The 12,519-nt window shown below is 71.1% G+C and carries 9 protein-coding genes; 4 read left to right on the plus strand and 5 right to left on the minus strand.

What is annotated here, in order from left to right; translation table 11 throughout:
• Window positions 1–105 precede the first annotated feature (105 nt).
• On the minus strand, window positions 106–1,503 hold the full coding sequence (locus ACWDUZ_RS31875) for an APC family permease (protein ID WP_451635276.1): 1,398 nt from the start codon (window positions 1,501–1,503) through the stop codon (window positions 106–108).
• 433 nt (window positions 1,504–1,936) lie between these two features.
• Between ACWDUZ_RS31875 and ACWDUZ_RS31880 the strand changes: the two genes are divergently transcribed.
• The gene (locus ACWDUZ_RS31880) at window positions 1,937–2,785 is read left to right on the plus strand and encodes a hypothetical protein (RefSeq protein ID WP_451635277.1); all 849 of its coding nucleotides are present in this window, start codon (window positions 1,937–1,939) and stop codon (window positions 2,783–2,785) included.
• A gap of 59 nt (window positions 2,786–2,844) precedes the next feature.
• Here the strand turns inward: ACWDUZ_RS31880 and mmsA are convergent, their stop codons facing one another.
• Both mmsA and iolC read right to left on the minus strand, forming a co-directional pair.
• Window positions 2,845–4,347 carry a CoA-acylating methylmalonate-semialdehyde dehydrogenase gene (gene mmsA / locus ACWDUZ_RS31885; protein ID WP_451635278.1) on the minus strand — a complete coding sequence of 501 codons (1,503 nt, stop codon included), beginning with the start codon at window positions 4,345–4,347 and terminating at the stop codon, window positions 2,845–2,847.
• A 569-nt stretch (window positions 4,348–4,916) separates the two neighbouring features.
• Entirely contained in the window at window positions 4,917–5,885 is a 969-nt protein-coding gene (gene iolC / locus ACWDUZ_RS31890) for a 5-dehydro-2-deoxygluconokinase (RefSeq protein WP_451635279.1), read from the minus strand.
• A gap of 322 nt (window positions 5,886–6,207) precedes the next feature.
• Here iolC and ACWDUZ_RS31895 point away from each other — a divergent pair, with 322 nt between their 5' ends.
• Window positions 6,208–6,408: a helix-turn-helix transcriptional regulator gene (locus ACWDUZ_RS31895; RefSeq protein WP_451635280.1), complete on the plus strand. Its 201-nt coding sequence runs from the start codon at window positions 6,208–6,210 to the stop codon at window positions 6,406–6,408.
• Between the two features lie 97 nt (window positions 6,409–6,505).
• Here ACWDUZ_RS31895 and ACWDUZ_RS31900 read toward each other — a convergent pair whose 3' ends face one another.
• Window positions 6,506–7,549: a zinc-dependent alcohol dehydrogenase family protein gene (locus ACWDUZ_RS31900; RefSeq protein WP_451635281.1), complete on the minus strand. Its 1,044-nt coding sequence runs from the start codon at window positions 7,547–7,549 to the stop codon at window positions 6,506–6,508.
• A 230-nt stretch (window positions 7,550–7,779) separates the two neighbouring features.
• Between ACWDUZ_RS31900 and ACWDUZ_RS31905 the strand changes: the two genes are divergently transcribed.
• Entirely contained in the window at window positions 7,780–8,019 is a 240-nt protein-coding gene (locus tag ACWDUZ_RS31905) for a heavy-metal-associated domain-containing protein (RefSeq protein ID WP_451635282.1), read from the plus strand.
• 97 nt (window positions 8,020–8,116) lie between these two features.
• A complete protein-coding gene (locus ACWDUZ_RS31910) occupies window positions 8,117–10,471 on the plus strand; it encodes a heavy metal translocating P-type ATPase (protein WP_451635283.1) in 2,355 nt (784 codons plus the stop codon).
• Window positions 10,472–11,193: 722 nt separating this feature from the next.
• On the opposite strand, the gene ACWDUZ_RS31915 is transcribed toward ACWDUZ_RS31910, so the two are convergent.
• Window positions 11,194–12,483 (minus strand): citrate synthase, encoded by a 1,290-nt coding sequence (locus ACWDUZ_RS31915; RefSeq protein ID WP_358868560.1) that lies wholly within the window; start codon window positions 12,481–12,483, stop codon window positions 11,194–11,196.
• Window positions 12,484–12,519: the final 36 nt, after the last annotated feature.

Consider the following 12,519-nt stretch of genomic DNA (forward strand, 5'->3'; position numbering starts at 1 on the left):
GCTGGGCAGTCTGGCGCTGGTGCTGTGCGTGCACTACGACGCCCCGGACTGGACCCCCGCGTACCGCGGGAGCGGTACTCCGCCCGAGCCGGGCGGGCCGCCGGGTCAGGCCCGGACGTCCTCCGGGATGGAGACCAGCCAGCGGGTGTCGCGGCGCGGGCGCAGGTACAGCGCCCAGTAGAGGGTGGCCACCGCCACGATGCCGCCGGTCCACAGCAGGTAGCTCGTCTCCTGCCGGCTGAGGACGTACGCGAGCACCGCGATCAGCAGGACGGGCATGGCCGGCCACAGCGGCATGCGCCAGGCGGGCGTGTGCTTGTGGGCGCCGCGGCGCGCGAGCAGGGCGGCGACCGCGACGAGGAGGTACATGCCGGTCACGGAGACGCCGGTGACGCCGTAGAGCGTGTCGAGGTTGACGAAGCACAGCAGGGCGCCGGGGACGCCCACCGCGAGGGTGGCGACCCACGGGGAGCCGAAGCGGCCCAGCTTGGAGAAGACGTCGTTGACGGGCTCGGGCCAGGCCTTGTCGCGGGCGGAGGCGAACAGCACGCGGGAGTTCTGGATGACCATGACGATGCCGGCGTTGATGATCGCCAGGGCCACGCAGAGGCTGACGAAGGTGCCGACGGCGGAGTCGGACCAGGCGATCACCATCGCGCTGAGGTCACCACTGGTCAGCTCCTCGAGGTCGGAGGCGCCCATGGTGATGGCGACGACCGGCACCAGGATGATCACCGTGGAGATCGCGAGGGTGGCGAGCACCGTGCGGGCCACGTTGCGCCGCGGGTGCTCCAGTTCCTCGGAGAGGTACACGGCGGTGGAGAAGCCCTGGGTGACGAAGAGGGCGATGGCGAGGCCGGAGACGACCAGCATGGCCGTCACGGTGTCGGTGTGCCCGCCCGAGCCGGCCACCTGCATGGACAGGAGGCTGCCGGCGCCCCGGTGGCCGTGCGTGAAGCCCAGCAGGGCGACCACGCCGGCGGCGATGACCTCCAGGACCAGGAAGATGCCGGTGATCCAGGCGTTGGCGCGCAGGTCCAGCAGGCCGGCGAGGGTGGCCAGCAGCATCACGCCGGCGCCCGTCATCGCCGGGTCGAGGTGCACGATCGGCGCCAGGTAGTCGGCCGTGCCCATCGCGATCACCGGCGGGACGATCATGACGACCAGCAGGGAGAGCACGAAGACCAGCCAGCCCGCCAGCCGCCCGGCCATCGTGGACACCATGGCGTACTCACCGCCCGCGCTGGGGATGAGGGTGCCCAGCTCGGAGTAGCAGAAGGCCACGGCGATACAGAGGAGGGAGCCGATGGCGATGGTCAGGGCGGTGGCGGTGCCGAGCGAGCCGAACAGGTCCGGGACGACCACGAAGAGGGTGGAGGCGGGGGTGACGCAGGAGAGGGTGAGCAGGGTGCCGCCGACGACGCCGATGGAACGCTTGAGCGTCTGAGGGCTGTCGGACGCCTCGGCGAGGTCGGTCTCGACAGGGTGGAGCGTGTCGGTCATGCGGCGGTTCCGATCGACGTGAGCGGCTGAGGGTGGGGACGGGAGCGCTATCGCCTCCGGCGGATCGTCCTCGTGTCTGTGTCGTCCGCTCCCGGCGCTGCATGGAACCTCGGCGAAAACCGCTGCGTCAATGGCCGGTCACCTTCGGATTCCGCACTTGCGGAACGACAGATTCGACATCACTTTCCCAGGCAGCGACGCCTCGTCGGCGAGATCATCAAAATATTTCAGGCCGTGACCTTGCTTTCGCAGGCGGTGAAGCCACAAGACCTTCACTACCCGTTTCGCCCAGGCTGCACGAGAACCGAAGCGAACGCGTCAAAAAAATGTCACCGCGTCCGATATCCGGACGACAAGGGAGGCTCCCGGGACTGTCGGAGCGCCCCGCTAGAGTCGGCAGCCGCAAACGGATCACGGCAATGGGTGGGGAATCATGAAGCTGAAGCACAGCACGGTGTGGGTGGGATTCACGGCGGTGACGCTGCTCGCCGCCTCCGCGTGCGGCGCGGAGACGACGAAGAGGGCCGCCGAGGCCGCCGACGACGCACAGGGCCTGATCAAGGCCGCGCTGACCCGGGCGACGGACCGGACGCAGGACCTCGGCTCGGCGGATGTGCGCATGAGCACGGACCTGGGCAGCGGCACCGGTCCGGTCACCATGGAGGGCACCTACTCCTGGGGCCACGGTTTCGCCTTCGACGTCGAGATGGACACCAAGGCCGCCCAGCTGGGGCAGCTGCACGCCGCTCCGAAGACCCGCACGATCTTCGTGGACGGCGCCTACTACTACGACATCGACCCGCAGCCCTCCGGCCCGCTCAAGGGCAAGGAGTGGATGAAGATCGACGCATCGGCGCTGTTCGGCGAGAAGGGCGCCCAGGCGTTCGACGGCGGCAGCGGCGCGGGCAGCCCCGCGGCCTCGATGAAGGGCCTGAAGTACGCGAGCGACGTCGACGACCTCGGCAAGGAGACCGTCGACGGGCAGCGGACGCACCACTACAAGGCCGTCATCGACCAGGCGCACATGGGCAAGTTCAAGGAGGCCTACGGCAACCAGGACAACCTCTTCGGTTCCCTCACGGGCGGCGGCGACTCCATCGAGATGGAGGTGTGGGTCAACGACAAGGACCTGCCGGTGCGCATGACGGAGCGGTTCGGCAAGGCCACGGTCACCATGGACTTCGAGAAGTTCGGTGCCGCGGCGGCCGTCAAGGCCCCGCCCGCCGTGCAGACCGGCGACCTCACCGAGGCGGTGAAGGCGCAGCAGAAGCAGCAGGGCTGACGGCACGACGGTGCCCCGCCCTCCCGGTGGAGGCGCGGGGCACCGTCGTCGGGGCCGGTTCAGTGGTTGCGCGGGAAGCCCAGGTCCACGCCTGCCGGGGCGTCGGCCGGGTCGGGCCAGCGGGTGGTGACGACCTTGCCGCGGGTGTAGAAGTGCGTGCCGTCGTTGCCGTAGATGTGGTGGTCGCCGAAGAGCGAGTCCTTCCAGCCGCCGAAGGAGTGGTAGCCCACCGGAACCGGGATCGGCACGTTGACGCCGACCATGCCGGCCTCGATCTCCAGCTGGAAGCGGCGGGCGGCGCCGCCGTCGCGGGTGAAGATCGCGGTGCCGTTGCCGAACGGCGAGGCGTTGATCAGGGCGACGCCGTCCTCGTAGGTGTCGGCGCGCAGCACGCACAGCACCGGGCCGAAGATCTCGTCCTGGTACGCCTTCGCGCTGGTCGGAACCCTGTCCAGCAGCGACAGACCGATCCAGTGACCGTCCTCGTAGCCCTCCACGGTGTAGCCCGTGCCGTCCAGCACCACCTCGCAGCCCTCGTCCGCGGCGCCCTTCACGTAGGAGGCCACCTTGTCGCGGTGCGCCTTGGTGATGAGCGGACCCATCTCGGAGGACGGGTCGTCGCCCGGACCGATCTTGATCTTCTCGGCGCGCTCGCGGATCTTCTCCACCAGTTCGTCGCCGATCGCGCCGACCGCGACGACGGCCGAGATGGCCATGCACCGCTCGCCCGCCGAGCCGTAGGCGGCGGAGACGGCGGCGTCGGCCGCCGCGTCCAGGTCGGCGTCCGGCAGGACCAGCATGTGGTTCTTGGCGCCGCCGAGGGCCTGGACGCGCTTGCCGTGGGCGGCGGCGGTGGTGTGGATGTAGCGGGCGATCGGGGTGGAGCCGACGAAGGAGACCGCCTTGACGTCCGGGTGCTCCAGGAGGCGGTCGACGGCCACCTTGTCGCCGTGGACGACGTTGAACACGCCGTCCGGCAGGCCCGCCTCGGCCAGCAGCTCGGCGAGCCTGACGGACGCCGACGGGTCCTTCTCGCTGGGCTTGAGCACGAAGGTGTTGCCGCAGGCGATGGCGATGGGGAACATCCACATCGGGACCATCGCCGGGAAGTTGAACGGCGTGATGCCGGCGACCACGCCCAGCGGCTGCCGGATGGAGGCCACGTCCACCCGCGTGGCGACCTGGGTGGACAGCTCTCCCTTGAGCTGCACGGTGATGCCGCACGCCAGGTCGACGATCTCCAGGCCGCGCGCGACCTCGCCGAGCGCGTCGGAGTGCACCTTGCCGTGCTCGGCGGTGATCAGCTCGGCGATCTCGTCGCGGTGGGCGTCCAGCAGGGCGCGGAACCGGAACAGGATCGCGGTCCGCTGGGCCAGCGAGGTCTGGCTCCACGCGGGGAACGCGTCCTTGGCGGCGGCGACCGCCGTGTCCACCTCCTCCACGGAGGCGAACGCGACCTTCGTGGTGACCGCTCCGGTCGCCGGGTCCGTGACCGGCCCGTACGTCCCCGAGGCGCCTTCGGCGGTCTTCCCGCCGATCCAGTGGTTGACGATCTTCGTCATGCCGGGTTACTCCTTCGCAGATGGCGGCGTCGGGTCGAGACGTGCCGTTCGTACAGCTCGTGGGCCGTGGCCGCGGGCCCTGGGGTCGCGGTCTCGCCCCGTATCCATCCCACCAGGGGCCGCCCCCCGGGCGCGCCCGACAGAGTGTCTGCGGTTGTGGTCGCCGCGTAGACACATGGAGCCGCATGAACACCGCGCGGAGTGTGCGGTGCCCACCGGGCGGGACGGGGGCGGCGGGTCGTGCGGGAGGGGGCGGGTGACCTCCGGCGCGGGGCCGTAGCGGGCGGGGAGTCGGCGCTCGCACTTCGCTCCTGCCAGGGCGAAGCGGCCTCCCGCACCGGAGGCGATCGGTGGCCGGACGGCGCGGGGCCCGGGTGCGTCCACCCAACGTGCTCTGCCCGCCCGGCTCTTGGGACTGCTGGACCGCTGTGCCGTGATGTATCCGGGTGCACCCCGCACCGTACAACCGCCGCCCGCCCGGAACGCGCGCCACTCGCGGGAACGGCCCGCGAATGTGTGTGCGCGCCCGTCGCTGGGACCACGGCGTACGGCGCGAAGGACGCGGCCGGTCACCCGGCCTCGCCTCCTCCCCGCACCGCCCCGGCCTCCAGGGCGGCCTCCACCTCGGCCGGGGTGGGCATCGCGGAGGAGCACTCCAGCCGGGAGGCGACGATCGCGCCGGCGGCGTTGGCGTACCGCATGATCCGTTCCAGGTCCCACCCGGCGAGCAGTCCGTGGCACAGCGCGCCGCCGAAGGCGTCGCCGGCGCCGAGCCCGTTGAGCACGTCGACCGGGAGCGGCGGCACCTCGGCCGACTCGCCCGTGGCACTGACGGCGAGGACGCCCTTGGGCCCCTGTTTCACCACGGCGAGTTCCACGCCGGCCGCCAGCAGGGCGCGGGCGGCGGCGTGCGGCTCGCGGAGGCCGGTGGCGACCTCCACCTCGTCGAGGTTGCCGACCGCGACGGTGGTGTGCCGCAGGGCCTCGGCGTAGAAGGGGCGGGCGACCCGCGGGTCGGCCCAGAACATGGGGCGCCAGTCCAGGTCGAAGACGGTGGTGCCGGCCCTGGCCCGGTGAGCGAGCGCGGCCAGGGTCGCCGTGCGGCTGGGCTCCTGGCTGAGGCCGGTGCCGGTGACCCAGAAGACGCTCGCGTCGAAGACGGCGTCGAGGTCGAGTTCGTGGGCGTCGATCTCCAGGTCGGGCGCCTTGGGCTGCCGGTAGAAGTAGAGCGGGAAGTCGTCCGGCGGGAACACCTCGCAGAAGGTGACCGGCGTGGGCAGTCCGGGCACCGGCGTGACCCAGCGGTCGTCGACGCCGAAGCCGCGCAGCGCCTCGTGCAGATAGGCGCCGAACGGGTCGTCGCCGGTACGGGTGATCACCGCCGTACGGCGGCCGAGGCGGGCGGCGGCGACCGCCACATTGGTCGCCGAACCGCCGAGGAACTTGCCGAAGGAGGACACCCGGGCGAGCGGCACACCCGTCTGGAGCGGGTAGAGGTCCACGCCGATCCGTCCCATGGTGATCACGTCGTACGCCATCGGCTTCCGCGTCCCTTCGCTCGACTCCCCCGGTTGTAGTGCCGTACCCGGAAGGCTGTCAATAGTTTGTCCGGACATTCGGACGAGTGGAGGGGGGTCCGGGATCGTCAAGGTGCTCCCCCGCGTCAGCCCTGTCACGAAAGCAACGCTTCCGTCACACCTGTCTCAGATGTACGGGGCCTTGGTCACGCCCGGTCGACAGGCCCTCGCCATGGGCGCTCCGCGTCGTTCACCGAGCACAGGCTTGTGATCGCCGACGCGGCGCCCGGCTCCCCCGACGGCCCTCCGGCCGCCGCCGTGGCGTGTACAGGGAGGTGCAGTCATGACCGACCGAAAACTCTGGTCGTACAAGGACATCGCGGCTCACATCCGGGTGCAGCCGGACACCGTGCGGTCCTACCGCAAGCACGGTCTGCTGCCGCCGCCGGACCATGTGGAGGGCGGCAGGCCCTACTGGTACCCGGACACCGTCCGCGCCTGGGTGGCCTCCCGGCCCCGCAACCGGGGCCGGGGAGCCGGCTGAGACACGCTTCCGGCGCCCGCCGGGCCCTGCGCCCCTGCGCCCCTCGGTCCTGGTTCCCAGATGCCTCAGCAGCGTGACCTCATGGCCGTGAGCCGGCTCAGCGCCACGGTTCGATGACCGTGACCCCCGCTGCCGGTGCCGTTCCCATCGCCGCGAGCGCGTCCGGGACGGCCGTCAGGGGGATGGTCGACGTCACCAGCAGATCAGGGCGCAGGACGCCCGCCTCGACCAGACGCAGCATCTCCGGATAGGAGTGCGCGGCCATGCCGTGACTGCCGAGGAGTTCGAGCTCCAGCGCGATCGCCCGGGCCATCGGGACCGGGGTGGTCCCGGTCGCGGAGGGCAGCAGACCGACCTGGACGTGCCGGCCGCGGCGGCGCAGGCCGTTCACCGAGGCGGCGCAGGTGGCGGGCGAGCCGAGCGCGTCGAGGGAGAGGTGGGCGCCGCCGCCGGTGACCTCACGGATCCGCTCCGCGGTGTCCCGTCCGTCGGAGGCGTCCACACACGCCGTCGCACCGAACTCGCGGGCCAGCTCCAGGGCCCGCCCCGATATGTCCACCGCCACGACCCGCGCCCCGCAGGCCGCCGCGATCATCACCGCGGACAGGCCCACGCCCCCGCAGCCGTGCACGGCGACCCACTCTCCGGCGGCGAGGCGGCCCTGCTGCACCACCGCGCGGTAGGCCGTGGCGTAGCGGCAGCCGAGTGAGGCGGCCGTGGCGAAGGAGAGCCCGTCGGGCACGGCGACGAGATTCACGTCCGCGTGGTCGAGCGCCACGTACTGGGCGAAGGAGCCCCAGTGGGTGAATCCGGGCTGGCTCTGGCGCTCGCAGACCTGCTGGTCGCCCGCCGCGCAGGCGGGGCAGCTGCCGCAGGCGCAGACGAAGGGCACGGTCACACGGTCGCCGGGCCGCCAGCGGCGCACCCGGTCACCGACCGCCTCGACGACACCGGCGAGTTCGTGCCCCGGCACGTGCGGCAGCGTGATGTCGGGGTCGTGCCCCTGCCAGCCGTGCCAGTCGCTGCGGCACAGGCCGGTCGCCCCGAGCCGGACCACGACCCCGTGGTCCGCGGGCCGCGGATCGGGCACCTCCCGGACCCGGGCGGGCTCCCCGTACCGCTCGAACACCACAGCCCGCATCCGTCGCCTCCCCTTCGCGGGATCACCGCAAGATCATCACCCCGAGATCCCGCCGCCGGCAGCGACGGAGATCGACGTCCGGGGCGAAACGCTACCCGGTGAGTCGCGCCGATCCTTTGGGTTCATACCCCCTAGGGGTATAGTCTGAAGAAAAGAGGGTCCTCCTGGGCCCCGCAGACCCCACCTGCCCGACGTACGTCATGCGCGGGCGCATCCGACGAGGAGAGCACATGACCGTCCAGACCGAGACTCCGGACACCGTCACCACCGTCTACAAGGTGAGCGGGATGAGCTGCGGCCACTGCGAGGGCTCCGTCTCCGCCGAGATCTCCGGGCTCCCCGGCGTCAGTGCCGTCAAGGCCGTCGCCTCGACCGGCGACGTCACCGTCACCTCCGCCGCCCCGCTGGACGAGGCCACGGTGCGGGCCGCCGTGGACGAGGCGGGCTTCGAGCTCGTCGGCCGCGCCTGACCGGCGCGCGCGGCACACCACGTATCTCTCGACACCGGGCCGCATCGACCAGCTGATACTGGCTCTGTGCGGCCCGGTCCGACTCTGGAGTACGGACATGACCAGCGTCACCAGCACCACCACCGACAGCACGGCCACCGGTGGCGGCACCACCGCCGGACACCCCACGGCGGAACCGGCGGCGTCCACGAGGACCGGCGGACAGGCCGGCTCGCCGGACACCCCCGTCTCCCAGGTGGAGCTGCTCATCGGCGGGATGACCTGCGCCTCCTGCGCGGTCCGCGTGGAGAAGAAGCTCAACCGGATGGACGGCGTCACCGCGACGGTGAACTTCGCCACCCAGAAAGCCCGGGTCACCTACCCCCAGGGGGTACAGGTGTCCGATCTGATCACCACCGTCGTGAAGACCGGGTACACCGCCGAGGAGCCACCGCCACCGGACCCGGAACCCGCGGCGCAGGATCCCGAGCGGGCCGCCGCCCCGGATCCCGGGACGACCGCTCTGCGACAGCGGCTGGTCGTCTCCGCGCTGCTCGCCGTGCCGGTGATCCTGCTGTCGATGGTCCCGCCGCTGCAGTTCGACAACTGGCAGTGGCTGGCGCTGACGCTCGCCGCGCCGGTCGTGGTCTGGGGCGGACTGCCCTTCCACCGGGCGGCCCTCACCAACGCCCGGCACGGCGCCGCCACCATGGACACACTGGTCTCGGTCGGCACGCTGGCCGCCTTCGGCTGGTCGCTGTGGGCGCTGTTCCTCGGTGACGCGGGCACGCCCGGCATGCACGACGAGTTCCGCCTCACCGTCTCCCGGATGGACGCCGCCTCCACGATCTATCTGGAGGTCGCCTCGGGCGTCGTCGCGTTCATCCTCCTCGGCCGCTATCTGGAGGCACGTTCCAAGCGCCGGGCGGGTGCCGCGCTGCGCGCCCTGCTGGAGCTGGGCGCGAAGGACGTGGCGGTGCTCCGGGGCGGCCGGGAGGTCCGGGTCCCGGTGTCCGAGCTGGCCGTCGGCGACCGGTTCGTGGTCCGGCCCGGCGAGAAGATCGCCACCGACGGCACGGTCGTGGAAGGCGCCTCGGCGGTCGACGCCTCGATGCTGACCGGCGAGTCCGTGCCGGTGGACGTGGCGCCCGGCGGCGCCGTCACCGGTGCCACCGTCAACGCCGGCGGCCGGCTGGTCGTCGAGGCCACCCGGATCGGCGCCGACACCCAGCTCGCGCGGATGGCGAAGCTGGTGGAGGACGCGCAGAACGGCAAGGCGCAGGTGCAGCGGCTGGCCGACCGGATCTCGGCGGTGTTCGTGCCGATCGTCCTCCTCATCGCCGCGGGCACCCTGCTGACCTGGCTGTTCGCCACCGGTGACGTCACGGCCTCGTTCACCGCCGCCGTCGCGGTGCTGATCATCGCCTGCCCCTGCGCCCTGGGCCTGGCCACGCCGACCGCGCTGATGGTCGGCACCGGCCGGGGCGCCCAGCTCGGCATCCTGATCAAGGGTCCCGAGGTGCTGGAGTCCGCCCGCCGCGTCGACACGATCGTGCTGGACAAGACCGGAACGGTCACCACCGGCCGGATGACGCTCCAGGAGGTCCGCGCCGGGCAGGACACCGACGAGAAAGAGCTGCTGCGGCTCGCGGGCGCCCTGGAGCACGCCTCCGAACACCCGGTCGCCCGGGCGATCGCGGCCGGCGCCGAGGAGCGCGTCGGCCCCCTGCCCCCCGTCGAGCGGTTCGAGAACGTTCCGGGGCGGGGCGTGCGCGGGCAGGTGGACGGACATGACGTCGTGGTGGGGCGCCTGATCGAGGAACTCGGGGAGCTGCCCGACGAGGTGGCCCGGGCCCGCGAGGAGGCCGAGGCGCAGGGCCGCACGGCCGTCGTGGTCGGCTGGGACGGCGTGGCACGCGGTGTCGTGGCCGTGGCGGACACGGTCAAGGAGACCAGCGCCGACGCCGTACGGCAGCTGCGCGCGCTGGGGCTGCGGCCGGTGCTGCTGACCGGCGACAACCGCGCGGTCGCCGAGTCGGTGGCGCGGACGGTCGGGATCGACCCCGGCGACGTGGTGGCCGAGGTGCTGCCCGAGGACAAGGTGGCAGCCGTCGAGCGGCTGCGGGCCGAGGGGCGGACCGTGGCCATGGTCGGGGACGGCGTCAACGACGCCGCCGCGCTGGCCACCGCCGACCTGGGCCTGGCGATGGGCACCGGCACGGACGCCGCCATCGAGGCGGGCGACCTGACGCTGGTGCGCGGGGACCTGCGAGTGGCCGCGGACGCCATCCGGCTCTCCCGGCGCACGCTCGCCACGATCAAGGGGAACCTGGTGTGGGCCTTCGGCTACAACGTGGCCGCGCTGCCGCTGGCCGCCGCCGGGCTGCTCAACCCGATGATCGCGGGGGCGGCGATGGCGTTCTCCTCGGTGTTCGTGGTGACGAACAGTCTGCGGCTGCGGACGTTCCGTTGAGCCGGCGGCGCTCGGGACCGCGGGAGAAGTACTCGGGACCGAAGTAAGAGTCCCTCTAGAGTCAGGCGCGCTCCTCACATAAGCTCTTCACAAGGCTCGCGCATCATCCTTACGCTTGGGTCTCGATCGCCATACCAGGCCTCTTGCGTATCTATAAGGACATATGCAAGAGACACAGATCACAGTGATGTGAACGTAACCATCGAAGGGGTTCGAAGGTCTAAGTTTGGCGATGTCAGGAAGGCGTCTTGGGGGGCGCCGACTGACATCTGGGGATGTCTTGGGGGACTTCCTCAGAGATGCGTTGCCGGGGCACGTACACCGGGAAGCTTTGAGCGGCCCTCCCGGGCGTGCGCTGTCCCGGCAGATCGCACGCCCGTGCGGCCGTGTACGCGGCCGTACGGCAGTGCAAGGGGGACGGCGAGTTCGGCTCGCCGAGCTCACAGCGGTTCAGGCGCTGGTTCTCATGGACGCCCGGCCGGATCCCGTGGGGGGAATCCGCACCGGGACACGGGAAGGCGCCCTGGCCGTCGGCCCGTGGGGGGACCGGCGCACCGGGGCGCCTTCCGCTTGTTCATGGCGCTGTTGTCGTGGCTGGGCCACCGCTCCGGGGGGCGAACCGAGGTCCGCCGAGCCGGGCGGTTGCCGCTCGAGCGGGAAAAAATCGGCCACGGCCACGGAAGGGCACCGCCCGTGCGGTGCCCCTCAGAACGGCAGGTGTGTCAGCGCTCCTCGACCGGGACGAAGTCCCGCTCCACCACACCCGTGTAGATCTGGCGCGGGCGGCCGATGCGGGAACCCGGCTCCTTGATCATCTCGTGCCACTGGGCGATCCAGCCCGGCAGGCGGCCCAGGGCGAACAGGACCGTGAACATCTCGGTCGGGAAGCCCATGGCCCGGTAGATCAGGCCGGTGTAGAAGTCGACGTTCGGGTAGAGCTTGCGCTCGACGAAGTAGTCGTCGGAGAGCGCGTGCTCCTCCAGCTTCAGGGCGATGTCGAGGAGCTCGTCCTCCTTGCCCAGGGCCGAGAGCACGTCGTGCGCGGCGGCCTTGATGATCTTGGCCCGCGGGTCGAAGTTCTTGTAGACCCGGTGGCCGAAGCCCATCAGACGGACGCCGTCCTCCTTGTTCTTCACCTTGCGGATGAAGGTGTCGACGTCGCTGCCGGAGTCGCGGATGCCCTCCAGCATCTCCAGGACGGACTGGTTGGCGCCGCCGTGCAGCGGACCCCACAGCGCGTTGATGCCGGCCGAGATGGACGCGAACATGTTCGCCTGCGAGGAGCCGACCAGGCGGACCGTGGAGGTCGAGCAGTTCTGCTCGTGGTCGGCATGCAGGATCAGCAGCTTGTCCAGGGCGGCGACCACGACCGGGTCCAGCTCGAACTCCTGAGCGGGGACCGAGAAGGTCATGCGCAGGAAGTTCTCGACGTAGCCGAGGTCGTTACGCGGGTAGACGAACGGGTGGCCGATCGACTTCTTGTACGCGTAGGCCGCGATCGTCGGAAGCTTGGCGAGCAGCCGGATGGTGGAAAGGTTGCGCTGCGTCTCGTCGAAGGGGTTGTGGCTGTCCTGGTAGAAGGTGGACAGCGCGGAGACGACCGACGACAGCATCGCCATCGGGTGGGCGTCGCGCGGGAAGCCCTTGTAGAAGTTCTTGACGTCCTCGTGCAGCAGGGTGTGCCGCGTGATGTCGTTCTTGAAGGAGCTGAGCTCGTCGACGGTCGGCAGCTCACCGTTGATCAGCAGGTAGGCCACCTCCAGGAAGGTGGAGCGCTCGGCCAGCTGCTCGATCGGGTAGCCGCGGTACCGGAGGATGCCCTGCTCGCCGTCGAGGTAGGTGATGGCGGATTTATAGGCCGCGGTGTTGCCGTAGCCGCTGTCGAGTGTCACCAGACCGGTCTGGGCGCGGAGCTTCCCGATGTCGAAGCCCTTGTCGCCGACGGTGCTGTCGACCACCGGGTAGGTGTACTCGCCGCCGTCGTACCGCAGTACTACAGAGTTGTCGCTCACGTCTTCCCTCACCGACGTAGTGCCTCATCTTCGAGG

The organism is Streptomyces sp. NPDC003393, from assembly GCF_053589015.1.